At 56.4% G+C, this 23413-nt stretch carries 19 protein-coding genes and 1 pseudogene; 7 read left to right on the top strand and 13 right to left on the bottom strand.

Annotated elements, in window-relative coordinates; genetic code table 11:
• The first annotated feature begins 124 nt into the window (after window positions 1-124).
• From CAP48_RS00790 to CAP48_RS00775, 4 genes are all read left to right on the top strand, one after another.
• Window positions 125-739 carry a bifunctional 4-hydroxy-2-oxoglutarate aldolase/2-dehydro-3-deoxy-phosphogluconate aldolase gene (locus CAP48_RS00790; protein WP_100694125.1) on the top strand — a complete coding sequence of 205 codons (615 nt, stop codon included), beginning with the start codon at window positions 125-127 and terminating at the stop codon, window positions 737-739.
• Between the two features lie 491 nt (window positions 740-1230).
• Window positions 1231-2226 carry an Ldh family oxidoreductase gene (locus CAP48_RS00785; RefSeq protein ID WP_100694124.1) on the top strand — a complete coding sequence of 332 codons (996 nt, stop codon included), beginning with the start codon at window positions 1231-1233 and terminating at the stop codon, window positions 2224-2226.
• Complete coding sequence (otnI, locus tag CAP48_RS00780; protein WP_100694123.1) at window positions 2226-3038, top strand: 2-oxo-tetronate isomerase; 813 nt, start codon at window positions 2226-2228, stop codon at window positions 3036-3038. The genes CAP48_RS00785 and otnI overlap by 1 nt, the downstream gene beginning before the upstream one ends.
• Before the next feature lie 110 nt (window positions 3039-3148).
• Window positions 3149-4057 (top strand): aldose 1-epimerase, encoded by a 909-nt coding sequence (locus CAP48_RS00775; protein ID WP_100694122.1) that lies wholly within the window; start codon window positions 3149-3151, stop codon window positions 4055-4057.
• A 219-nt stretch (window positions 4058-4276) separates the two neighbouring features.
• On the opposite strand, the gene CAP48_RS00770 is transcribed toward CAP48_RS00775, so the two are convergent.
• A complete protein-coding gene (locus CAP48_RS00770) occupies window positions 4277-5062 on the bottom strand; it encodes an IclR family transcriptional regulator (protein ID WP_100694121.1) in 786 nt (261 codons plus the stop codon).
• A gap of 189 nt (window positions 5063-5251) precedes the next feature.
• Here CAP48_RS00770 and CAP48_RS00765 point away from each other — a divergent pair, with 189 nt between their 5' ends.
• A complete protein-coding gene (locus tag CAP48_RS00765; RefSeq protein WP_100694120.1) occupies window positions 5252-5998 on the top strand; it encodes an SDR family oxidoreductase in 747 nt (248 codons plus the stop codon).
• Window positions 5999-6507: 509 nt separating this feature from the next.
• On the opposite strand, the gene CAP48_RS00755 is transcribed toward CAP48_RS00765, so the two are convergent.
• The 12 genes and pseudogenes from CAP48_RS00755 to CAP48_RS00700 all read right to left on the bottom strand — a co-directional run bounded on the left by CAP48_RS00755 (window position 6508) and on the right by CAP48_RS00700 (window position 20999).
• The gene (locus CAP48_RS00755) at window positions 6508-8013 is read right to left on the bottom strand and encodes a tripartite tricarboxylate transporter permease (RefSeq protein ID WP_100694118.1); all 1506 of its coding nucleotides are present in this window, start codon (window positions 8011-8013) and stop codon (window positions 6508-6510) included.
• 103 nt (window positions 8014-8116) lie between these two features.
• A pseudogene (locus tag CAP48_RS00750) lies at window positions 8117-8563 on the bottom strand (tripartite tricarboxylate transporter TctB family protein); the annotation flags it as partial.
• A 105-nt stretch (window positions 8564-8668) separates the two neighbouring features.
• Window positions 8669-9658 carry a tripartite tricarboxylate transporter substrate binding protein BugE gene (locus CAP48_RS00745; RefSeq protein WP_100694681.1) on the bottom strand — a complete coding sequence of 330 codons (990 nt, stop codon included), beginning with the start codon at window positions 9656-9658 and terminating at the stop codon, window positions 8669-8671.
• Between the two features lie 582 nt (window positions 9659-10240).
• Window positions 10241-11221, bottom strand: a complete 981-nt coding sequence (locus CAP48_RS00740; protein ID WP_100694116.1) for a branched-chain amino acid ABC transporter permease — start codon at window positions 11219-11221, stop codon at window positions 10241-10243.
• Window positions 11218-12105: a branched-chain amino acid ABC transporter permease gene (locus CAP48_RS00735; protein WP_100694115.1), complete on the bottom strand. Its 888-nt coding sequence runs from the start codon at window positions 12103-12105 to the stop codon at window positions 11218-11220. The genes CAP48_RS00740 and CAP48_RS00735 overlap by 4 nt, the downstream gene beginning before the upstream one ends.
• A gap of 84 nt (window positions 12106-12189) precedes the next feature.
• Window positions 12190-13386 carry an ABC transporter substrate-binding protein gene (locus CAP48_RS00730; RefSeq protein ID WP_100694114.1) on the bottom strand — a complete coding sequence of 399 codons (1197 nt, stop codon included), beginning with the start codon at window positions 13384-13386 and terminating at the stop codon, window positions 12190-12192.
• A 44-nt stretch (window positions 13387-13430) separates the two neighbouring features.
• On the bottom strand, window positions 13431-14150 hold the full coding sequence (locus CAP48_RS00725; RefSeq protein WP_100694113.1) for an ABC transporter ATP-binding protein: 720 nt from the start codon (window positions 14148-14150) through the stop codon (window positions 13431-13433).
• Window positions 14147-14920, bottom strand: a complete 774-nt coding sequence (locus CAP48_RS00720; protein WP_100694112.1) for an ABC transporter ATP-binding protein — start codon at window positions 14918-14920, stop codon at window positions 14147-14149. Before CAP48_RS00720 ends, CAP48_RS00725 begins: the two co-directional genes overlap by 4 nt.
• Window positions 14921-15507: 587 nt before the next feature.
• On the bottom strand, window positions 15508-15849 hold the full coding sequence (locus CAP48_RS00715) for a helix-turn-helix transcriptional regulator (protein WP_100694111.1): 342 nt from the start codon (window positions 15847-15849) through the stop codon (window positions 15508-15510).
• On the bottom strand, window positions 15833-16348 hold the full coding sequence (locus CAP48_RS00710) for an SRPBCC family protein (protein WP_100694110.1): 516 nt from the start codon (window positions 16346-16348) through the stop codon (window positions 15833-15835). The genes CAP48_RS00715 and CAP48_RS00710 overlap by 17 nt, the downstream gene beginning before the upstream one ends.
• A 454-nt stretch (window positions 16349-16802) precedes the next feature.
• Window positions 16803-19304 (bottom strand): glucose/quinate/shikimate family membrane-bound PQQ-dependent dehydrogenase, encoded by a 2502-nt coding sequence (locus CAP48_RS00705; protein ID WP_197707218.1) that lies wholly within the window; start codon window positions 19302-19304, stop codon window positions 16803-16805.
• Window positions 19305-19565: 261 nt separating this feature from the next.
• Complete coding sequence (locus CAP48_RS00700) at window positions 19566-20999, bottom strand: NAD-dependent succinate-semialdehyde dehydrogenase (RefSeq protein ID WP_100694109.1); 1434 nt, start codon at window positions 20997-20999, stop codon at window positions 19566-19568.
• Between the two features lie 319 nt (window positions 21000-21318).
• On the opposite strand from CAP48_RS00700, the gene CAP48_RS00695 reads away from it, so the two are divergent.
• Window positions 21319-21999 carry a response regulator gene (locus CAP48_RS00695; protein ID WP_100694108.1) on the top strand — a complete coding sequence of 227 codons (681 nt, stop codon included), beginning with the start codon at window positions 21319-21321 and terminating at the stop codon, window positions 21997-21999.
• Window positions 21996-23411 carry a sensor histidine kinase gene (locus tag CAP48_RS00690; protein WP_100694107.1) on the top strand — a complete coding sequence of 472 codons (1416 nt, stop codon included), beginning with the start codon at window positions 21996-21998 and terminating at the stop codon, window positions 23409-23411. Before CAP48_RS00695 ends, CAP48_RS00690 begins: the two co-directional genes overlap by 4 nt.
• The last annotated feature ends 2 nt before the right edge of the window (window positions 23412-23413 follow it).

The raw sequence follows: 23413 nt of genomic DNA, 5'->3' as shown, positions 1-23413 counted from the left end.
CAAGGACAGTATTTGCTGTAAAGCCGGTAATGCAATCGGCTGCGCAGATACTGCTGTCTTGCCTGAACCGGGGGACCAGTTCTGTTGTCGCAGTGAGAACTTAAATTAGAAAGGAAATACCGTCGTGGATACACTTGCCATTCTCAAGCGCGGACCGGTCATGCCGGTCATGGTCATTCAGTCGGTTGACGAGGCGCTGCAGGTCACCCGTGCATTGCTGGACGGGGGCATTAACACATTTGAAATCACATTGCGTACACCCGCCGCACTCGATGGCGTGCGCGAGTTGGTGAATGCATTTCCGCAAGCCTTGATCGGCGTAGGTACGGTGCGGGACGCAGGCCAGCTGGAAGCGGCGCTGCAGGCCGGTGCGCGTTTTGCGATATCGCCGGGCCTGCCCGCCGCCCTGCTGCCGGCATTGGCCGCCAACCAGGTGCCGTTTTTGCCGGGGGTCGCCACGCCGACCGAGGCCATGAACGCCTTTGATGCCGGTTTTTCGGCCCAAAAGCTATTTCCGGCAGAAGCCGTAGGCGGCGTGTCACTGCTCAAGTCGCTACACAGCCCCTTGCCCGATATCGTCTTTTGCCCGACTGGCGGGATTGACGCGACAAACGCAGCGGCCTATCTGGCCCTGCCTAACGTGGCCTGCGTTGGCGGTTCCTGGCTGGCGCCGGGGCACTTGGTGCAGGCAAAAGACTGGGCCGGCATCACGGCCCTGGCCGCGGCGGCGATCGCGTAAGCAGGGCCATTGATTTGCGGCACTGCTTTTTCTGCTCGCGCCCCGGTCCGCAACTCCGGGTGCGCGTCTCTTGCGGCTCGTGCCTTCCGACCATCTCCTCTCCCGGATAGCACCTCCCGGATAGCGTCGGCCTTTTAGGGTCACTTTGTCAGCGCCTTCCCGCCACGCCTTTCAGCCACCACCTGCCCGATAGCCCTCCTGACCAACGCCCCGCCAGCGCCGTTTCATGGCGTTCGGAAAATTTGACAAACACAGTCCCGAGCAAGATACCGCGGCCCGAGCGCCAAGCAATCTTTTTTCAGACTTCGAGGCAACGTCGGTCTGTTTGTATTCGTCGGTCTAATTTGAGAACACAACAAATTAGCCGCTGCCACGGCGATCCCCGGCAGGCGGCGGTTTCCTGAATTATCATTAGGTAGAAGCAGGTTGTGCTGCGAATTGAGCTCACAGCACAACCATGAATGACACACAAACAATATGGACGAGGCAGCATGAGCACAATTTCACTTTCTTCCCTGATCACCCTGGCACAGGACACGCTGGCGGCCGCCGGGGCGAACCCGGTCATGGCCGAGACAACCGCCAAGGCGCTGGTCTTTGCAGATGCGCACGGCATTGCCACGCATGGCGTATCGCGCGTACCCAGTTATGCGCTGCATCTGTCTTCGGGACGGGCCGATGGGGCCGCAGAGCCGGAAATTGTTCAGGAAAAAGCCTCGGCGCTACTGGTGGACGCCCGCACCGGCCTGGCCTTTCCGGGCTGCGAACTGGCAATTACAAAAGCGATAGAAAAGGCCAGGCAAACCGGCATCTGTATTGCGGGCGTGACCAACAGTCATCATTTCGGCATGGCAGCCTATCATCTGGAGCCAGTGGCCCAGGCCGGACTGATCGGCCTGGCCTTCAGCAATTCGCCTTCGGCCATTACGGCGTGGGGCGGCAAACGGCCGCTGTTTGGCACCAATCCCATTGCCGCGGCGTTTCCACGCGAGCAGGCCGAGCCGGTGGTCATTGACTTGTCTTTATCGCAGGTGGCTCGGGGCAAGGTGATTCTGGCGGCACGCGATGATAAACCGATTCCCGATGGCTGGGCGCTCGATAGCGAAGGCCGACCCACCAATGACGCGAAGGCAGCCCTCAAAGGCAGTATGCAGGCCGCTGGCGGGGTCAAAGGATCAATGCTGGCGCTCATGGTCGAAGTGCTGTGCGTTGCGCTTACCGGGGCCAACTTTGGCTATGAGGCCGATCCGCTTTATGATGACACCGGCAACGAACCTCGCCTGGGCCAGGCGTTCATCCTCATTGACCCTCAGGCCCTGGCCGGCCAGCAAACGTATTTCAATCGTCTTGAAGACCTGATCGCCGCCATGCTGGAAGACGACGGGGTACGCCTGCCCGGCGCGCGCCGTCATAATCTGGCCAATACGGCGCGAGAAGAAGGCATCACCGTGCCCGATACCCTGCTGGCGCAGATGGGGTATCAGTAATGCTGAAGTTTGCTGCAAACCTGTCCTTGTTGTACACCGAGGTTCCCTTTCTGGACCGCTATGCCATGGCGGCACAGGATGGTTTTGCGGGGGTCGAATGCCTGTTTCCGTATGACGAAGAGGCGGATCAGATCCGCCGCCGGTTGCAGGACCATGGATTGCACCAGGTCCTTATCAACGCGCCGCCCGGCGTCGCGCAGGCCGGTGAAAGGGGTCTGGCGTGCCTGCCCGGTCGCCAGACCGAGTGCCTGGACGGCGTAAAAAAGGCGATAGACTATGCGCTAATCCTGGGCGTGCCACGCATTCACGTGATGGCCGGCATCGTAAGCGATCAGGCTGCGCGCGCCGCTGCGCACGAACAGTACCTGGACACCTTGTCAAAAGCGGCAAGCCTGCTGCAGGGCGCCGGTCTGGAGCTGATGATAGAACCGATCAATCCGACAGACATGCCCGGCTATTTTCTGTCGGGCCAGGCCCAGGCCCGCGACGTGTTGGCGCAGGTCAATATGGAAAACCTGCGCCTTCAAATGGATCTTTACCACTGCCAGCGAACGGAAGGCGATGTCACCCGTCATATCCGGGAATCGTTTGGCGCTGGTCTGATCGGCCATATGCAGATTGCCGGCGCGCCAGACAGGCATGAGCCCGACACCGGAGAGCTCAATTATGTCTATGTCTTCGAGCAGCTCGAATCTCTTGGTTACGACGGTTGGATCGGCTGCGAATACCGGCCTGCCAATGGGACCCGGCAAGGGTTGGGGTGGTTGCAGCGCTATTGGCACGCCGCTTCACAGACGGCGCTTGACGCCTGAACCGGAGCGACACGGGTAGAACTTGCCACTGCACCGATCGGATATCAAACTGCAAGGATAGGACTTGGAACTAGACAGCTACGACTTGAACTGCACAGAAAGGACACGGAATGAGTAAAACGAAACTGATTACCCTGCGCGCCGAGCAGGCCGAACTCATTGTTGCTCCCCACATCGGGGGCGCAATTTGCGGTTACCGGCACCACATCGACAACGTTATTTGCCCGTGGCTGCGCGATGCCTCGCGGCAGGCTATCGACGATGGCCTGGTTTCGGAAATGTCCAGCTTTCCACTGCTGCCCTGGTTCGGACGGCTGCGTAATGGCACCTTCGAGTTTGAAGGGCAGCGGGTGACGTACCCTTCGGCCAAGCCCGATTCGCCGCACAGCATCCATGGCATTGTGCGCAACAAGCCCTGGACCGTGGAGTCACAACAGGAAAACGAGCTTGTCATACGTTATACACATACGCCGGATGCCTGGCCCTATGCGTTTGTTGCCGCGCAGCGTTTTGTCCTGGAGCCGCTAAGACTGAAGGTGCACCTGACGGTCACCAATACCGGACACCGGGCCATGCCGGTGGGCATGGGACACCATCCGTATTTCGTTCGTCATCCCAACACCACGTTGACGGCGGGCGTGGGGCAGGCCTGGATCAGCGATGAGGAAGTCATGCCCCTGGAACTGGCAATGCATCCGGATACCGATGCACTCAAACAAGGCATTGCGATTGATCGGCATGTGTTTGATCATCCCTTCACGGGCTGGGATCACGTGGCAGACATTCACTGGCCCCACGAGCGGCGGACCCTGCGCATGACGGCCACCCAGCCCCTGGATTTCCTGGTAGTCTATAGCCCGCCTGGCAAAGACTGGTTCTGCGTTGAACCGGTCAGCAATACGTCCGATGCGTTTAACCTGAATGCCACCTACGACCCGACTCAGGTTGGCGGCCAACCGCTGGAGCCGGGACAATCGCTGACGTCGGTGATGACCTTTGATGTCGCTTTCAGTGAATAGTATTGCTAGAGGCGGCGCGTATTGGCATTTGCAGCCGGCGCGCTGATTCGATCACCGCTGCCATTGCCAGTTGCAATACTGTGCTTGGCAAATATCGCTGGCCAACGTGTAATGTCATTATTGCAATAGCACCTGACATACCGGCCAGCCAGCCGTGATGCGGGGTTATATGCCCGGGGCGCAGGTTTGCAGGTTTGTATTCTGCACGCCCTTGCGGTTTTATTCATGTCCCAGCCGACGCGAGATGTGTGCTGCGGTATCCAGCAGCATCGGGCGTATGGCGTCTGCTGAAGGCGTGTGCAAGGCATCGATACGGGCGATATGAGGCACATTGATGGCGGCAATGACCTGGCCGTGCTCGTTGCGTACGGGTGCTGCAATATTGGTCACGCCCTGGATCTGTCGACTTTTCATGACTGAATATCCTGCTTTTCTGACTTTGGCCAGTTGTCGGCGCAACTGAACTTCGGACAGGAGGAGTTCACCGTCTGTGGGCACATGCGTCTGAAGCATGCGCGCGCGTTCCTCGTCATCGCAAAAGGCCAGCAGAACCTGACCCGATGAGGTATCGCCCAGTCCCATTTCTGTGCCCAGTTTCAGGCTAAGCGACCACCTGGCCGGGCTGTCTACCTGTGCGATGATCACCAGTCTGCCCTGACGGTAAATACTCAGATGACAGGACTGCTGGATGCGCACGGCCAGTTCCTGCAGCAGCGGCAGGGCGCATTCGGTCAATTGGCGGACCGGATAATGCCGGTGGGCCAGATGGAATAGCCGCAGCGTCAGTGCGTAGCGGTCGCTGGAATCTGCGGCAATATAGCCGAGTTTCTCCAGCACAATCACCATGCGGAAAATTTCGCTGACCGAGCGTCCGAGCCTGGCGCTCAGTTCATTCATGGTGCAGCCGTGGGCGCTCTCGCTCAGGACTTCAAGAATAGCCATCCCTTTTTCCAGCGCGGGTGCCGAATAACGCGATTGGGCAGCAGTGGCGGTTTTTCCAATCATAAAATTGAGGTTTTACTGATAAAAGTGATGTCAGAGTATACGAGTTTTTTCCACGCTCGGCCCGGTATTGGGGTAAATCCCCCGTGACAGAAAGAAAGCGGTGATTGAAGCGCCCCAACTATTCCGGTAAGATACCTTTGTTTATATATCAAAGCAACTTTTATTAATGAAAACACAAGGAGAATCCCCATGGGACAGCGTCTGGCAGGAAAAACCGTACTTATCACTGCAGCAGGTCAGGGCATAGGCAGGGCGACAGCAGAATTGTTCGTCAGCGAAGGCGCCAAAGTATACGCCACCGATATTAACGAAGCGCTGCTGGCCGAACTCAAGGGCTGCGAGACGCGCAAGCTGGACGTGACCAAACCCGAGCAAATTGCAGCGCTGTACCAGGAAATCGGCGCCGTCGATGCCTTGTTCAATTGCGCCGGATATGTGCATGACGGCAATATTATGGGATGCGAACCCAAAGACTGGGAGTTCTCCTTCGATTTGAATGTGACCTCCATGTATTACATGATCCGCACCTTCCTGCCGGGCATGCTGGAGAAACAACAGGGGTCCATCATCAATATGGCCTCTGCGGCCTCAAGTGTCAAAGGCGTGGCTAACCGTTTTGTCTACGGGACGACCAAGGCCGCTGTAATCGGGCTGACCAAGGCGGTGGCTGCCGACTATGTTGGCCAGGGCATTCGCTGCAACGCAATTTGCCCTGGTACCGTCGAGTCGCCTTCGCTTAAAGACCGGATTGCTGGCCAAGCCAAAAAATATGGGACGTCTGAAGACGAGATGCGGGCCAATTTTGTATCGCGCCAGCCCATCGGCCGTGTCGGTCGCCCTGAAGAGATCGCCTACCTTGCCTTGTACCTGGCATCGGACGAGTCTGTATATACGACTGGCACGACACAGATTATTGATGGCGGCTGGTCACTTTAATACGCAGGATGGCGCTGTAGTAGCGCTTGGTTACGGTAGCGCAGAGCGGATCGCGGTAGCGATGCAGGCCGATTTTGACACGCTGGCATTCGGTGCGCTGCTATCGCGTAATTAGGGGTGTTCGGCAGGCAGTCGTCAGGCCGGCGAGTGCATCATGACAATGCCAAGCGACCGCACTCCTTTGCCAGCCGGTCCGTCAGATAAAGAAGCAAGCGTGCATACCCATAGGTTTGCACGCTTGCTTCTTTCCGATCAGGCTTGGCTACTGGGCGAAATCAATGACGATATGGCAACCGAAATCAATTCCGTGATGGCGTTATGGAACAATTTCGAGATAGAGAGAGCGATTCAAAGACAGTGCCAGAGAGCAGTTCCAAGGTAGACCGAAACCGATTCCAGGATCGCGACGGAACAATTCCGATAATGACAGACAAAAAAATCCCCGCCTGATCGGATCCTCTTGTTTTTAATCACAGATCCGGGCGGGGATTATTCTTTCAGAACGCGGGTCAGTCTTCTTCGACGAAGGTTTCCTCGCGTTTCTTGCGGATGGACGGGATGGCCACGATCACCACAAGAATGGCTGCTGCGATCAGCAATGACATGGACAGCGGCCGGGTCACAAAGGTGGTGAAATCACCTCGCGATAGCAGCAGTGCGCGACGGAAGTTTTCTTCCATCATCGGACCCAGTACCAGTCCGAGCAACAGCGGCGCGCCCTCGCATTTGAGTTTGCTCCAGAAGTAGCCAATAATGCCGAAGATAGCCATCACATAGATGTCGAACACGTTGTAGTTCAACGAGTACACACCGACAGAGCAGAACAGCACAATAGCCGGAAACAGCATGCGGTAAGGCACTTTGAGCAGTTTGACCCATAGACCGATCAGTGGCAGGTTCAGGATCACCAGCATCATGTTACCGATCCACATGGACACGATCAGACCCCAGAACAGATCTGGGTTGCTGCTCATGACCTGCGGGCCAGGCTGAATGTTGTGGATGGTCATCGCACCCACCATCAGCGCCGTTACCGCGTTACCCGGAATACCCAGTGTAAGCAGAGGGATGAACGAAGTTTGCGCCGCCGCGTTGTTGGCAGACTCAGGGCCGGCCAGACCGGCAGGGTGGCCCTTACCGAAACGTTCCGGATTTTTGGAAAGCTTTTTCTCCATGGTATAGGACGCGAACGAAGAGAGCACGGCGCCACCACCGGGTAAAATACCCAGAGCAGAACCCAGCAGCGTGCCGCGGAGAACGGCTGGTGCCGCTTCCCTGAACTCTTGCTTGTTCGGATACAGACTACCGATTTTGTCGGTAATGTTGACCCTATTTTCCTTTTGTGCCAGGTTATTCATGATTTCGGCCAGACCGAAAACGCCCATGGCAACCACGGCAAAGTCGATACCGTCCTGCAGTTCCGGTACACCGAAGTCAAAGCGGGCCACACCCGAGTTCACATCGGTACCCACCATACCCAGCAGCAGACCCAGCAGAATCATACAGATGGCTTTGGGCAACGAGCCTGAAGCCAGCACCACAGCGCCGATCAGACCCAGCACCATCAGCGAGAAATACTCTGCCGGCCCGAATTTGAAGGCCACCTCAGCCAGTGGTGGAGCGAACGCGGCCAGCAGTACTGTCGCAAAGCAGCCAGCAAAGAACGAGCCTAGTGCGGCGATGGCAAGTGCCGCACCCGCTCGCCCGTTCTTGGCCATCTGGTGACCATCGAGCACCGTGACCACCGCCGAGGTTTCCCCCGGAAGCGCCACCAGAATAGCCGTGGTTGACCCCCCGTACTGGGAGCCATAGTAAATACCGGCAAGCATAATCAAACCGGCAACAGGAGGCAGAACGTAGGTAAGCGGCAGCAGCATCGCAATGGTAGGCACAGGGCCGATACCGGGCAGTACGCCGATCAATGTTCCGAGAATACATCCGAGCAGCGCATAAAGCAGATTTTCAGGCGTAAACGCGACCGAAAACCCCAGCGCCAAGTGTTCAAGTAGTTCCATAATGTTATTTTCCTTTGAGACGACGTGCCAGCGTCACAACAGCAATGATGAGTGACAGAGGGACGAAGATCTGCGCGAGCAGAGACCATTCACCGAAAGGGACTGGCAGCAAGGGGAAAATCAGACCAAGTCCCTTGATGAATGCCAGCCAAGTGAACAGCGTGAGGAAAATGGCATTGAATATCGCGATCTTGATGCTGAATTCATGGCTGGCCAGGCTGCTGAAGATGATCAGCAAGGGAACCGAAATGTACAGTCCCAGATGGTCCAGCATGAGAGCGAATACAGCGATCGAACCGATGATCAGAAAAAGAATGTCCCAGTCGAAATGGCCGATATCGGTGTCTTCTTTAGGCTCGCCTCGCAACGAGGACATAAAGACGATAGCGCCAAGAAGAGCCAGGCTGACGCCCAGCCAGAACGGAAAATAACCCGGACCCATGCGGGCTGGAGTGCCCATGTCATAGGATTCGGCAAACAGGGCAAAGCCTGCGCCGATCGCGATGAACATGATTCCTGCCCAAAAATCCTGTTGATTTTTGATGTGCATATACTAAACCTTCGTTTTTAATTTACCTTGCGCAAGGACATGCTGCGGTCAAAGTGCAACCGGGATGCCCAGTCCCGGGTGCACTTTGACAGTCAGCCTGTTGCGTCAGTCGAGCTTGATATCGCCTTTCTTGACAACGTCCTTGGCCCAATCGTATTGTTGCTGGATTTCCTGGCCAAATTCTTCTGGCGTGTTACCGGAAACAAATGCGCCCTGTTTTTCAAGCGCATCAACAACTTTGGGATCTTTCAGTGCTTCTACAGCCACACTGTTGAGTTTATCGATCACTTCCTTGGGTGTGTTGGCAGGGGCCAGCAGGCCATACCAGACAGGCTGATTCAGGTTTTCGTAACCAAGCTCAGCGAAAGTGGGTACATCTTTGAGGGCTGGCAAGCGCTCTTTCCAGGCGATTGCCACAGGCCGCAGTTTGCCACCTTGGATCTGGGGTAATGATGAAGGCAGGTTGTCGAACATGATTTGTATCTGTCCGCCGACAGTGTCGGTTACGGCTGGGCCCGCGCCACGGTAAGGCACGTGCACAATGTCGCTTTGGGTAGTTTGTTTGAAAGCTTCTCCGGCCAGGTGCAGCACGCTGCATGTGCCCGATGAGCCATAGGAATATTTGCCCGGGTTGGCCTTGATCTCTTCAAGGAAAGCCTTGAAATCCTGTCCCGGGAACTTCGGATTGACTTCAACAACGTTTGGTACATTGGCGAAGTTGACCACGGGCGCGAAATCTTTCAGCGCATCGTAACCCAGTCCTGTAGGTTTACACGCGGGGTTGACAGCCATGGTGGAGACAGTGGCGATAGACAATGTATAGCCGTCGGGTTTGGCGCGAGCGGCTTCAATTGCACCAATCGCACCACCGGCGCCTCCCTTGTTTTCGATGACCATGGGTTTGCCCAGGATATCGCTCATTTTGGCTGTGACGACCCGTGCGACGATATCGGTTGAGCCGCCTGGTGCAAACGGCACAATGACGCGGATAGGTTTACTTGGATAATCCGCTGCCTGTGCAGAGCCCATGGCTACGGCGCTCAGACAAATGGCGGATGTAACAACTGAAAAAAGGGTACGCTTTTTCATTGACATTCCTTCGTTATAGAATTCTCGGAGATGCATCATTACAGATGAGATCCTGGCGGATTTAATTCAAACACTGTGGCGGGTCACGCGCAACTTGGCTTCAATTAAAACAAGATAGTATTAAGGAACATGCACTGGAAGCAAGCCCTATTATTTGAACCTAGGGTAATTGCGGAGACTTGATGCAATATAATCGTGCACGGTTGTGCTGCCGTGGCGCGCCGCATTTGGCTATATACGACATGCGTGATATTACAACCGATATGAAGACAGGTCCCCATGTTGTCCGCAATACTTCACGGGAAAAGCCGACATGCGTGCACATATGTGAAATTACAGTCCCTGCGCGCCGGATGCGTCGCATATCTTGTCCGATATCAGATCAGACTAAGCCATTGATGGTATAGCGCGCACTTGACGACTGTGATTCGCAAGGCATGGATTGGCAATTATGGCGACAGCATGCCACACGGCAGGTTGGCAAACGCTTGCAATGCGGTCGCGGCTATCGTTGAGTCAATAAAAACAGCCCGCTGAGGCGTTCTCAGGCGGGCTGCTGGCGCTTGCGGCCATGCCGCGGGGGGGCCGTCAGTATTTCTTGCGATTGGCCGGCAGCCGGGCCACCAGCTCTCCGACGATACCTTTGCGAAATGCCATCACGCACAGAATAAAGATCAGCCCCATCACAATGGTGACCGATTCGCCCAGCGTCTGGAACCATTGAACGCCCGTAGCGCTGGCTAGCATTCTTCCGATTTCGCCGATTTTGTTCTCAATGAAGACAACGATCAGTGCGCCGATCACCGGGCCCGTAAAGGTGCCCACGCCACCGATCAGTGTCATCAGCACGACAGTGCCGGACATCTGCCACATGGCGTCCGACAGCGTTGCAGATACAAACACCAGTGTTTTGGTGGCGCCTGCCAGGCCAGCCAGGGCGGCGGAGAGCACAAATGCCAGCAGTTTGAACTTGTCAACGTCATAGCCCAGCGAAACCGTACGGGGCTCATTATCCTTGATGGCATGCAGTACCTGGCCAAATGGCGACTTCACGGTGCGCCAGCAGATGAAATAGCCAATCAGGAAAACGACAATGACCAGATAGTAAAGGTTCACGTCGTTGCCCAGGTCGATCAGGCCAAACAGCTTGCCGCGGGGTACGCCCTGCAGGCCGTCTTCGCCGCCGGTAAACGGTGCCTGCAGAAAATAGAAAAATACCATCTGCGACATGGCAAGCGTGATCATGGTGAAATAGATGCCGCTGCGTCGTATGGCCAGCCAGCCCACGATCAGTCCCAGCAGCGCTGCAATCACCACACCAAAAAGAATGCCCAGTTCAGGCGAAATACCCCAGACCTTGATAGCGTGGCCGGTAGCATAGGCCGCACCGCCAAAGAACGCGGCATGGCCAAACGACAGCAGGCCCACATAGCCCAGCAGCAGATTGAAGGCGCAGGCGAACAGTGCGTAACACAGGATTTTCATGACGAAAATCGGATAGACGCCCAATGCAGGCAGAAAGGCCAGTGCCAGGGTAAATATCAGCAGGGCAAGCAGTTGGCGGTTCATTTCACTTTCCCGAAGAGTCCGGCAGGACGCAATAACAAGACAATTGCCATAATAATGAAGACCACCGTACTGGACGCTTCTGGCCAGAATACTTTGGTCAGCCCTTCAATAACGCCCAGCCCGAGGCCGGTGACAATAGAACCCATGATGGACCCCATGCCGCCGATCACCACCACAGCGAATACGACAATAATAAGATTCGATCCCATTAGCGGAGACACTTGCAGTACCGGCGCGGCAAGCACACCGGCAAAACCGGCAAGCGCAACGCCAAAGCCATAGGTCAGCGTGACCATGAGCGGCACATTAATGCCGAAAGCCTCCACCAGTTTCGAGTTTTCGGTACCGGCGCGCAGCAATGCACCCAGGCGGGTTCGTTCAATGACATACCAGGTCACCAGGCAGGCGACGATCGAGGCGAGCACGACCCAGCCACGGTAAATGGGCAATACCATGAATCCCAGGTTGACGGCGCCACGTAGCGATTCAGGGGTGGGGTAGGGTTGTCCGGATACGCCGTACATGCTGCGGAAAATGCCTTCAATGAGCAGTGTCAGGCCAAAGGTGAGCAACAGACCGTATAAATGGTCGAGTTTGTACAGATGACGCAGCAGCAGTCGCTCGATAATAATGCCGAGCAGACCCACAATGATTGGCGCGACAATCAGCATGACCCAGTAGTTTAGGCCCAGAAACTGCAGGCCCATCCACGCGACGAACGCCCCCAGCATATACAGTGCACCGTGGGCAAAATTGATCACATTGAGCAGGCCGAAAATCACGGCAAGGCCCAGCGATAGCACCGCGTAAAAGGAGCCGTTGACCAGGCCAAGCAGAATCTGGCCCAGAAAAGCAGCAAGGGGTATGCCAAAAATGGTAATCATATTTCAATGACTGCGTCAGTTTAAATAACATTCGTGAATCCGGCAGGTGTCCGGCTGGAGCGCCTGCCAGGACAGGTCTGCAAATCAGAGCTTGCAGGTTGATTCGCTTTCCGCGCCGTAGGCGACTTCACCCGGGACTTTTTCCACAACCTTGTAATAATCCCAAGGCCCTTTGGATTCTTCCGGTGTTTTCACCTGCATCAGATACATGTCATGCACCACCAGGCCGTCCTTGCGGGTTACGCCGTTTTTCATGAACATATTGTCGATCTTGTTGGATTTGAACCATTTGATGATCTCATCGCCGTTATCGGTCTTGGTTTCCGCCACGGCTTTCAGATAGGTGCCAACGGCGGCATAGTCGCCCGCCTGAAGAAACGACGGCTTGCGCTTGACTTTGTCTTCGAACTTCTTGGCCCAGGCGCGCGACTCATCGTCCTGATCCCAGTACCAGGAGGCCGTCAGATACAGGCCCTGCGTGGTTTGCAGGCCCAGCGAGTGCACGTCGTTGATGAACACCAGCAGACCAGCAGGCTTGATGGCCGGGAAAACGCCAAACTCGGCGCCTGCCTTCATCGAGTTGATGAAATCACCGCCGGCATTGGCCAGACCCATAATCTGTGCGCCTGAAGACTGTGCCTGCAGCATGTAGGAGGAGAAATCCGTTGTGCCCAGCGGCACCTTGACCGAACCCACGACTTCGCCCTTGGCCTGCTTGACGACCGTGGTGGTGTCAGCCTCAAGCGAATGGCCGAAAGCGTAGTCGGCAGTCAGAAAGAACCATTTTGAGCCGCCTTGCTTGACCACGGCGCCACCGGTCACGTTGGCCAGCGCCTTGGTGTTATAGGCGTAGTGGATGGTATAGGGCGTGCAGTTGGCGTTGGTCAGCGCCGTGGTGCCCGGGCCAATGGCGATATAGGGCACTTTCTTGCCGGCGGCAACCGCTGCCGAGGCCAGGGCGGTAGCCGAGTTGGTGCCGCCAATGATCATGTCTACCTTGTCCTGGTCGATCCATTGGCGTACGCGGGCCGAAGCCACATCGGCCTTGTTCTGGTGATCGGCGCTCAGCAGTTCAATTTTCTTGCCGTCAATCGCGCCGCCGGCGTCTTCGATCGCCATTTTGATGGCTTCCACACCAGCCTTGCCGTCAATATCGGAATAGACGCCCGACATATCGGTAATAAAGCCGATTCGGATCACGTCGTCGGAAATGCCAGCGGCCATGGCTTGGGTGCCGAGCGACGCCATGGCAAGCGCAAAAAGGGTTTTTGTGAGTCTCATCGTTACTCTCCAATAGATAGGATTAATTGTTGTTGGTTGATCCGTTAAACGCCCAGCAGTTCGTTCAACGTTTCCTGTTTTGCTGTCAGCTGTGCAGCAGGAAATGCTTCTACGATTTCACCGTGCTCCATGACATAGAAATGATCTGCCAGTGGCGCAGCAAAGTGAAAATTCTGTTCGACCATGATGATCGTCAACCCCTTCTGTTTGAGCGCCTTAATCATGCCGGCCAGGGCCTGCACAATAACCGGGGCCAGGCCTTCCGAAATTTCGTCAAGCAACAGAATATCGGCGCCGGTACGCAGAATGCGGGCGACCGCCAGCATCTGCTGCTCGCCGCCCGATAGCCGGGTGCCGGGTGAATTGCGACGTTCTTTCAGATTCGGGAACATGGCATAGATTTCATCCAGCGACATGGCGTTGGCCTCTGCTTTGTCATTCTTCAGCGTGGGCGGCAGAAGCAGGTTCTCCTCGCAGCTGAGACTGGCAAAAATTCCCCGCTCTTCGGGGCAGTAGCCAATGCCCAAATGGGCGATCTTGTGCGTCGGCAGGCCAATGGCTTGTGTGCCATGAATTTGCACCGAGCCCTTGCGGCTGCCGGTCAGGCCCAGCATGGCGCGCATTGTCGTGGTGCGCCCGGCGCCGTTGCGTCCCAGCAGGGTCACCACACTGCCTTTGGGTACGGTCATATTCACGCCATGCAGGATATGCGATTCTCCATACCATGCATGCAAGTCTTTTATTTCAAGGGCGATGACGCTCATGCGTGTGCTCCCTGCAGTGCGCCGTCGGCAGTGCCCATATAGGCTTGCATAACCGCAGGGTTGGTGGACACCGTGGCGTAATCGCCTTCGGCCAGGACTGTCCCCCGGGCCAGAACGGTAATACGGTCGGCAATAGAGGCTATGACATTCATATTGTGTTCGACCATCAGGATGGTGCGCCCGGCACTGACCTTCTTGATCAGTTGCGTTACCCGGTCTACGTCTTCATGTCCCATGCCCTGCGTGGGTTCGTCAAGCAGCATCAATTCGGGTTCCATCGCCAGCGTGGTGGCGATCTCCAGCGCGCGCTTGCGGCCGTACGGCAGGCTTGCGGTGATATGGTCCTCAAACTCCAGCAGGTCGACTTCTGCCAAAAGCGCGCGGGCGCGATCATTCAGTTTTTGCAGAGACACATCGCTTTTCCAGAAATGAAACGACGTGCCTTCTTCGCGCTGCAGTCCGATGCGTACATTTTCAAGGACCGTCATATCCGGAAACACAGCGGAAATCTGGAACGACCGAATGATTCCCTTGCGTGCAATTTGGGAGGGTTTTTCAGATGTTATATTCTGGCCGTTGAAAAAAATTTCGCCGGATGTGGGTGTGATAAATTTTGTAAGCAGGTTAAAGCAGGTTGTTTTGCCCGCACCATTGGGGCCGATAAGCGCGTGAATGGAACCCCTTTTTACCTGCAAGTCCACGGCATTCACTGCCACAAAACCAAGAAATTCCTTGGTCAGTTTCTTTGTCTCTAATATTAGATCTGTCATATTCTTGTCTTGTGAAACCCGCAAGAGAGCAGGCGATACACCCGCTACTAGTTGTAGCGGACAGTATGCTTACGAACACGTCAATTTGCTATTAGTGCTAACCATAGGTGAATCTGAAGCGGGAGGATGTGATGTCAGAACGCCGCAAGAACGGGCAGATCAGATACAAAAAGGCGAGGTCGAATCAGGGTCTCGTGATGGACGGAATGAGCACCGTCGGGGCGGGCCGGGCGGCAAAAAGGGCGGCAAAAAGGGCGTCAAGAAAGGCCTGAAGAAAGGCATTGGCGCGTCGCGCGGAGTCGCCTCAGCGAACTGGATTGTCGCAGTAGATTGCCCCGAGCGCATGGCGCGTATTAGGCGCCACTGTCCGGGGCCATGTCGTCCCTGCCTTGCGACTTTGTCGTCATTGCCTTCGAGCTATGTCGGCGCTTGCCTTGGATCTTTGTTGCCATTGTGTTAAGGCTATGTCGTCACTGTCGTGAGCCTATGTCGATATAGCCTCGGGGCTATGTGGCCACTGCCTTGGGCTATGTGGCATCTGCGCTGGGTCTATGTCGTCGCTGCCCTGGCACATGGCAACGCGCCGCTTAATGCGCAGAGGGATCAGTTTGGACCATATCCTGCAGGCGCCCGATGGCTCGATCCCATCCGGCCGAGATGCCGCTAAGGAATGCGTTGGCCTGGTCCAGCCGTTGCGGGTTCAGCGCATACAAGACCTCGCGACCGCGGCGCTCATGCACGACCAGCCGTGCACCTTCAAGTACCTGCAAATGCTTGAAGATGGCCTGGCGGGTGATATGGGCATTGCGTGACAGCCCTGTTGCCGATTGCGCCCCTTCTGTCACCAGTTGTTGCACCAACGCAAGCCGGTTACCGTCGCCAAGCGCAAAGAACACATCTGCAATGGTCTGATCAATCACGTTCGACATATTTTTTCACATTTTCAACCTGGCCGCTCCAGCCGCCGGTGTTCATCAAAAAAGCGCGGGCGCGGCGATGTGCCGGCACATTGTCGAACCCGGATTCCGTCACGGTCAGTTGGGTGCCGTCTGCCACAGGAGCCAGCCGGAACTCAACCAGCGTGGTAGGTTCGTTCTGCGGGTCCGCGGCGGCGTCGATGCCAAACGGAATCCAGCGAAAGCTGAAGTAGTGTTCGGGCTCTATACGCTGCACTGTGCAAAATGTCGTGTTCTCTTGCGGCTGCCTGATTGGTGATGGCGTCAGACCTGCCTGGCTTTGATATTGCCGAATTACTTCTTCGTCCAGGCGACCAATGTACTTGCCCTTAACGGGCTCGCCCTCAGTAAAGGGCCCTTCCAGCGCCACTTCGAACCATTCTCCGAATTCCCGTGCATCGGTCAGAGCGCGCCACACCCGGGCAACGGGCGCCTTGATAATGACGCTTTTTTCAATCTGATTTGAAGACATATATTCCTCCTGTTAATATGCAACCATATGGTTGCACTAAGTGTAAAACAGGGAAACGGAATAGGCAACAGGCAGCAGGCAAAAAACAGCAGGCAATTGTTTTTATCACACGCCGGTCATCTCGGCGCAATATCGAGTGTGGACTAGTTCAAGCGCACTATCGAGCGGGAAATATCCCAAGTGCAATATCGAGCGCCCTCGATCAAGCCCGGCCTATCGATCCCGCTACATGACAATACGGATTGAACGCTATCGACAATATTGCGGTGTTGGTGAGCAGTATGACAGGCCAATGCCAAGCCCCATGCTCGGGCGCTGTGCGGGTCGCAAGCTAGGGGCGGAATGGACCTGGCGGGAACGACGCTCTGGAGACGATCTTGCTGTAACAACGGTATATAAAAAAAGACTCTGCCTCACATCAGGTGCGAGGCAGAGTCCCGGTCTTGCTGGTTTGTTATTGCGCCAGCTTGTAGGCCATGACGTAATCTCCCAGCTTGGTGCCGACCGATCCATGGCCGCCGACTACCAGTACGACCATCTGCTCGTTCTTGCTGTTCAGATAAGTCATTGGGGTTGCCTGCCCGCCAGCCGGCAGTCTGGCGTTCCACAATACCTCGCCGCTGGTCAGATCATAGGCGCGCAGGTAATTGTCCACGGCCGCAGCCATGAAGACGACGCCCGCGCCGGTAACCATCGGGCCGCCAATACCGGGCACACCCATTTTGATGGGCAGCGGCAGCGGAGTCAGGTCGCGAACCGTACCGTTCTTATGTTTCCATGCGGTCTGGCCGGTGCGCAGGTCCACGCCGGCCACAAAGCCCCATGGCGGTTGCTGGCAAGGCACACCCATTGGCGACAGGAACGGGTACATATTGACGGCATACGGCGCGCCTTCATTGCTGTTGACGCCTTGTTCCCCGACGTTCATCTGTACATCTTTGCCCAGTTCCTCTTTGGGGACAAGCTGGGACACGAACGCCAGTTGCAACGGCATGCCGAACATGACCTGGCGTTTCGGGTCCACCGCAATGCCACCCCAGTTGAAGACGCCGAAGTTGCCCGGATACACAATGGTTCCCTGCAAAGAGGGTGGCGTGTACTGGCCTTCGTAGCGCAGAGATTTGAACTGGATACGGCACCAGAGCTGGTCAAATGGCGTGCCGCCCCACATTTTGCCTTCTGTCAGCGGATCTGGCTTGAAGTTCAATGCCGATTCTGGCTGGGTAGGGGCGCTGTGTTCGCCTTCGATGGTGCCCTGTGGCGCCTTGAGTTCCCGCACCGGCAACACGGCTTGTCCCGTGCGTCGGTCCAGCACAAAAATATCACCCTGTTTGGTGGGCACAACCATGGATGGAACCACGCCCTGGGCCGTACTGATGTCCATGAGGGTCGGCTGTGCGGGCGAATCCATGTCCCACAGATCGTGGTGGATGAATTGGTGGACCCATTGGGCCTGGCCGTTATTCAGATCCAGCGCGACGACGGAACTTGCATATTTTTCTTCGTGCTCGTTGCGGTACTGGCCAAGTTGATCCGGAGTGCGGTTGCCCATGGGGAAATACACCAGTCCCAATTCTTCGTCGACACTGCCCACAGACCAGCTATTGGGCGAGCTCACCGTGTATTTCTGGTCTGGATTATTCGGATCAAAGGGGGCGGTATCGTCCGGGTTGCCCGAGTCCCAGTTCCACAACAGCTTGCCGCTGCGAACATCATAGGCCCGGATCACGCCGGAAGGCGAGTTGACATCATAGTTATCATTGACTGCGCCAGCCACAACGATCTTGCCATTGGCAACAACCGGTGGAGAGGTGGAATAATAATACCCGCGTTGTTTGAATGGCATGTTGTGGGTCAGATCCAGTTCGCCATTATCGGCAAAGTCCTTACACACTTCACCGGTTTCCGGATCAAGGGCAATCAGTTTGGCCGTGGCCGTAGGCAGAAACAAACGCGTGCTGCAAGCGGCGCCGGATTCGGATGCGGTCGCAGGCGCAGCAGCAGGGGTCGTGCTTGTCGCATCTGCCTGGCTATTGTCGGCGGTTGTCGTTTCGGTGTCGCTATTTGTGGACGCTGCAGCGCCCGAGGCGGCTGCATCACCGGCCCAGTAGGACAGGCCGCGGCAAGTCTGGTGCTGCCGCTGTCCATCGGCTACCACATCTGCCTTGTATTCCCATTTTTTCTCGCCGGTATCGGCATCAAGTGCAATCGCCCAGTTGTGAGGTGTGCACAAATAAAGCGTATTGCCGATTTTGATGGGGGTCGCCTGATAAGTAAACTCATTGGTATCGCCTTCGAGCTTGACGTCCCCCGTCTGATAGGACCATGCCAGTTTCAGCTTGCTGACATTGTCGGGCGTGATCTGATCCAGCGGCGAATAGCGTTGTCCATAACCGGTGCGACCGTAGGCGTGCCAGTCATTATCGCCTGTGTGGGCGTCGTTGCCCATATCGGGCTCCGCACTGACCACGGCATCGGGCAGCGCGCCATCGATTTCATGCGTTGGATTGAAGATGCTGCCCAGTGTTCCAATCGCGATTACGACTGTAATAACGGCCAGCACGGCCTTGGAGTTGGTGGCCTCGTTGGCCGCCATGCGACGATCAGATTCAAGACGGCTGCGCAGCGGGCGCGCAACGCCAGGCAGCAGCAGGATGAGACCAAGTACCAGGAAAAATCCCAGACGGGCTGCCAGTGGCCACCAGTCATAGCCCGATTCAAAGAACGCCCAGACGGCCGTACCGATCAGAAAGGCGGCATATAGTACGAGCGCGAAAGGCCGGCGCCGGAACAATAGCAATGCCGTGATCAGCAGGACGATACCCGCAGCCACGTAATAGATACTGCCGCCCAGTGATAACAGCCAGCCGCCGCCGATGGCAAGCGCCAGTCCGGATAGTAGCGTGAGTAATGCCGCGATGGCGTTCATGATCTGCTCCATTCGTTGAGAATTCATTTGTCACAGACACCTTGGTGGCTTACCACATGTCCTTAAATACAAAGCAGCCAGTCAGCCAGCAGTGCGTCAGATCCGATTTTGTCATTCTAGCACTGCTGTGCATCAAATAACCGGGTCGCTGACCGGGGCATTTCGTTCCCATCTGTTAATCGGCATGGCGCACAGCGCAGCGCGATAAAAAAACCGGCGCCCCTTGCGGTGGCGCCGGTCATACCTGAAATCAAATTGACGACGCCGCCAGGGCATCGCCAGGCATCATCAAACCTGCGTAATAAATTTGGTTACCAGATAACCGTCGAAGGTTTCGGTACCGCCTTCGCTGCCGATGCCGCTATCCTTGACGCCGCCAAACGGTGTTTCGGGCAGGGCCACGCCGAAGTGGTTGATGTTGACCATGCCCGCTTCAATTTCATTGGATGCCTTGGTTGCGGTTTGCAGTGATGTGGTGAACACATAGGAAGACAGGCCAAAAGGCAGGCTATTGGCGCGCTTGATGACTTCGTCGGTATCTGAAAAACGCACCACCGGCGCGATCGGGCCAAAGGGCTCTTCGGTCATCAGGCGCGACTCGTCGCTGATATTGGTGACAACGGTCGGCGGGAAGAAGTATCCCTGGCCGCCCAGCGGATCGCCGCCCAGTTCAATGGTCGCGCCTCCCTTGCGGGCATCTTCCACGAAAGAGGAGATGGCGCCAACGCGACGCTCGTGAGCCAGCGGTCCCATTTCCGTCTCTTTGGCGGTACCGTCGCCCACTTTGACGCCTTTGAGCGTCTCAACGAATACAGAAAGAAACTGATCGTAGGCCTTGTCCTGCACGTAAAAGCGGGTCGGGGAAATGCAAACCTGCCCGGCGTTGCGGATCTTGAACTTGGCCAGCATTTTGGCCGCCTTGGGAATATCGGCATCGTCAAAGACCAGGACGGGTGAGTGTCCGCCAAGCTCCATGGTAATGCGTTTCATATGGGCGCCGGCCAGCGCGGCCAGTTGCTTGCCCACGGGAACCGAGCCGGTAAATGACACTTTGCGCACGATAGGCGAGCGGATCAGGTAATCAGAAACTTTTGGCGGATCGCCCCACACGATGTTCAGAATGCCCTTGGGCAGGCCGGCGTCATGAAAAATACGGGCAATGGCCATTACCGCGCTGGGTGCGTCTTCCGGCCCTTTCAGGATGATCGTGCAACCTGCGCCGATGGCTGCAGAGATTTTGCGAATGGCCTGGTTGAACGGGAAATTCCATGGCGTAAAGGCAGCGCACACGCCAATGGGCTCGCGCACGACTAGCTGGCGCACAGCCGGATTGCGGGGCGGCACGATACGGCCGTAAATGCGGCGGCACTCTTCGGCATGCCAGTCGCAGTGGTCGGCACAACTGATGATTTCACCGACTGACTCGGCCAGCGGCTTGCCCTGGTCACGCGTCAGGTTCAGGCCAATGTCCTGCGCCCGTTCGCGCGCCAGTTCAGCGGCCTTGCGTAAAATCGCCGAGCGATCCATGGGGGAACTGTGCCGCCAGGTCTGGAAGGCCCGATCCGCTGCTTTCAGCGCCCGGTCCAGGTCTGCTTCGCTGGCGTGTGGCAATTGTGCCAGCACCTCGCCGGTAGCGGGGTTAACGACATCCTGCGTGGTACGACCGTCTCCTGAAAGAAACTCACCATCAATGTAAAGACTGAGTGCTTCATACTGGCTCATTACTTATCCTTTCTTTGTCTATGGTATTTATACGAAAACTTGCCGATCGTCGCGTGCGACGCTTCGGCATACGGGTGGTTTTTTTAATTTTTGTTGTGCCTGACCTGATAATAAACGGACTGGCGCAATTTTGCATGCGCAGCACAGGGTAATGAAATATTTTTCAACGATCCGGTCAGCCTGCGCCAGATCCAGCTTGTATCTACGTTGCCGTGCAAAACCGGGCAATGCGGTTGCAGTCTGTGATCCCAGAGGTCATAATCGCCCCATCCGATTTGCTTGGGCCCTAATAGCTTATCACCCTTGCCATAGTGCAATAATGAGAATATTACTTGTAGAAGATGAACCCTCGCTGGCAAAATGGCTCGCCAAAAGTCTGGCCAGGTATGCCGGATTTATTGTCGAGTGGGCCGATGACGGTCTGCTGGCGGTGCGGCGGCTGGAGCTTGAAGAATACGATGCGGTAATTCTGGACCTGGGTCTGCCGGGACTGGACGGGGCAGGCGTGCTGGCGCGCATGCGGGCACGCGATGACCGCACGCCCGTGCTGGTGCTCACTGCGCGCGATTCGCTCAATCAGCGTATTGATTTGCTGCACCAGGGCGCCGACGATTTTCTGGCCAAGCCTTTTGAGGTGGGCGAGCTCGAAGCGCGCCTGACGGCGTTGATCCGTCGCAGTCGCGGCAAAAGCCGTCCACGGCTGATATTGGGCAACCTGTCGCTGGATACGGCGTTGCAGCAGTTTTATCTGGGAGATCAGCCTTTGGCTTTGTCGCCCCGGGAAACCGCTGTGTTGCGTGTGCTCATGCAACGCAGCGGCGAGCCAGTGAGCAAGCAGTCAATTCTGGATCGTGTGGTAGCTGACGACAAGGAGGTCAACCTGGAGGCCATTGAAGTTATTGTGCATCGGCTACGCAAGAAACTGACCGACAGCGGTGCGCAAATCGTGACAGTGCGCGGCGTGGGCTATAGCCTGGAAGTGCTGGCGACACCGGCATGAATCTGTTCTCGCGCAGCCTCAAGTCCATTCTGCTGTGGTTGCTGGTACCCGCCCTTTTGCTTACCATGCTCACCGCCCTGGGATTGTCGAATAAAGATCTGCGCAAGCAGATTACAGTTGCCTATGATCGCTCGCTGGTGGGGGCGCTGAACTCTCTGAACCACAATATTTCTACACAAAGCGGCGGTCTCTCGCTTGAGCAGCCCTATACGCTGCTTGAGTTTTACGAACTGACTGCCAATGCCAACGTGTTTTTCAAGATCGCCGCCGACGATGGCCTGTCGGTGATCGGTAATGCCGACCTGCCGATGCCGGATATGGCGCTGGAATCGGGCAAAGCTTATTTTTTCGATACCGATTACCTGGGCGAGCCGGTACGCTCTGTCGTGATGGCCCGCGAAGCGGTGCCTCCCCTTTATGGCGACAACAGTGTACGCATCATCATTCAGGTAGCCGAAGGAATAGAGGGCCGGGAATCCTTTATTAACCGCATGCTGTGGCGGTCGGTGTGGCGCGACCTGCTGCTGATCACCGTGGTGATGGTCATCGTGATTGTCGGTATTGTTTTCGCGGTGCGTCCGCTTGAGCGTCTGCGCCATGAGATGCGTTCGCGCACCATCAATGACTTGCGTGCGGTGAGCACGGATGGCATGCCCAAAGAAGTCATGCCGCTGGTCAATGCGATCAACGTGCATATGCAGCGCTATACCGAGCAGGCGGACCGCCAGCGCCAGTTCCTGGACGATGCTTCACACCAGTTGAAAACGCCGTTGTCGGTGCTGAAGATGCAACTGGATTATGCCTTGCGTGAGTCCGATCCGCAGGAATTGCGCGAAGTGCTGCTGTCCATGAACGAAGGCGTTGATCGGGCCATCCGCATGACCAGCCAGATGCTGGCGCTGGCCAGAGTGCGCGATTCGCTCGATACTCAGGTCTGGCAGCAAAGCGTATCGGTGGATCTGGGCGAGCTGGTCAATGGACTGGTGCGCGATCTATGGCCGGTCATACGCGAGCGACGCATTGACCTGGAAGTGATCCGGCCTGAAACACCGCTGTGCGTGCTGGGTGTTTCCTGGCTCTTGCAGGAAGCCCTGCGCAATGTGCTGGACAACGCCATTCGCTATTGTCCGCGCGACGGCAAGGTCGCGGTATCGCTTGATCGCCTGAACGCGACGACGGCACAGGTCGTGGTCGAAGATAGCGGTCCGGGGATGACCGAAGAAGACAGGCAGAAGGCAGGCACGCGGTTTCGGCGGGGCAAGGCGGGCAAGCATCTGCCTGGTGCCGGCCTGGGGCTTGCCATTGTTACTACCATCCTGCAGATGCATCAGGGGCATATGCTGCTGGAACCCGGACAGGCGCTCAAGGGACTGCGTGTGCGCCTAGTGTTTACCCTTAGTTCTGGACAATAAAC

Source organism: Advenella sp. S44 (genome assembly GCF_002810445.1).
Lineage (GTDB): Bacteria > Pseudomonadota > Gammaproteobacteria > Burkholderiales > Burkholderiaceae_B > Advenella.
This window is presented reverse-complemented; position numbering and strand designations above follow the sequence as displayed.

Bases quoted from the DNA above. Each gene is read 5' to 3' on its own strand.
- CAP48_RS00755 (WP_100694118.1), bottom strand. From the start codon at position 8,013: ATGGAACTACTTGAACACTTGGCGCTGGGGTTTTCGGTCGCGTTTACG.
- CAP48_RS00745 (WP_100694681.1), bottom strand. From the start codon at position 9,658: ATGTCAATGAAAAAGCGTACCCTTTTTTCAGTTGTTACATCCGCCATT.
- CAP48_RS00775 (WP_100694122.1), top strand. From the start codon at position 3,149: ATGAGTAAAACGAAACTGATTACCCTGCGCGCCGAGCAGGCCGAACTC.
- CAP48_RS00785 (WP_100694124.1), top strand. From the start codon at position 1,231: ATGAGCACAATTTCACTTTCTTCCCTGATCACCCTGGCACAGGACACG.
- CAP48_RS00740 (WP_100694116.1), bottom strand. From the start codon at position 11,221: ATGAACCGCCAACTGCTTGCCCTGCTGATATTTACCCTGGCACTGGCC.
- CAP48_RS00720 (WP_100694112.1), bottom strand. From the start codon at position 14,920: ATGACAGATCTAATATTAGAGACAAAGAAACTGACCAAGGAATTTCTT.
- CAP48_RS00765 (WP_100694120.1), top strand. From the start codon at position 5,252: ATGGGACAGCGTCTGGCAGGAAAAACCGTACTTATCACTGCAGCAGGT.
- CAP48_RS00710 (WP_100694110.1), bottom strand. From the start codon at position 16,348: ATGTCTTCAAATCAGATTGAAAAAAGCGTCATTATCAAGGCGCCCGTT.
- CAP48_RS00735 (WP_100694115.1), bottom strand. From the start codon at position 12,105: ATGATTACCATTTTTGGCATACCCCTTGCTGCTTTTCTGGGCCAGATT.
- CAP48_RS00730 (WP_100694114.1), bottom strand. From the start codon at position 13,386: ATGAGACTCACAAAAACCCTTTTTGCGCTTGCCATGGCGTCGCTCGGC.
- CAP48_RS00705 (WP_197707218.1), bottom strand. From the start codon at position 19,304: ATGAATTCTCAACGAATGGAGCAGATCATGAACGCCATCGCGGCATTA.
- CAP48_RS00770 (WP_100694121.1), bottom strand. From the start codon at position 5,062: ATGATTGGAAAAACCGCCACTGCTGCCCAATCGCGTTATTCGGCACCC.
- CAP48_RS00700 (WP_100694109.1), bottom strand. From the start codon at position 20,999: ATGAGCCAGTATGAAGCACTCAGTCTTTACATTGATGGTGAGTTTCTT.
- CAP48_RS00690 (WP_100694107.1), top strand. From the start codon at position 21,996: ATGAATCTGTTCTCGCGCAGCCTCAAGTCCATTCTGCTGTGGTTGCTG.
- CAP48_RS00725 (WP_100694113.1), bottom strand. From the start codon at position 14,150: ATGAGCGTCATCGCCCTTGAAATAAAAGACTTGCATGCATGGTATGGA.
- CAP48_RS00695 (WP_100694108.1), top strand. From the start codon at position 21,319: ATGAGAATATTACTTGTAGAAGATGAACCCTCGCTGGCAAAATGGCTC.
- CAP48_RS00715 (WP_100694111.1), bottom strand. From the start codon at position 15,849: ATGTCGAACGTGATTGATCAGACCATTGCAGATGTGTTCTTTGCGCTT.
- otnI (WP_100694123.1), top strand. From the start codon at position 2,226: ATGCTGAAGTTTGCTGCAAACCTGTCCTTGTTGTACACCGAGGTTCCC.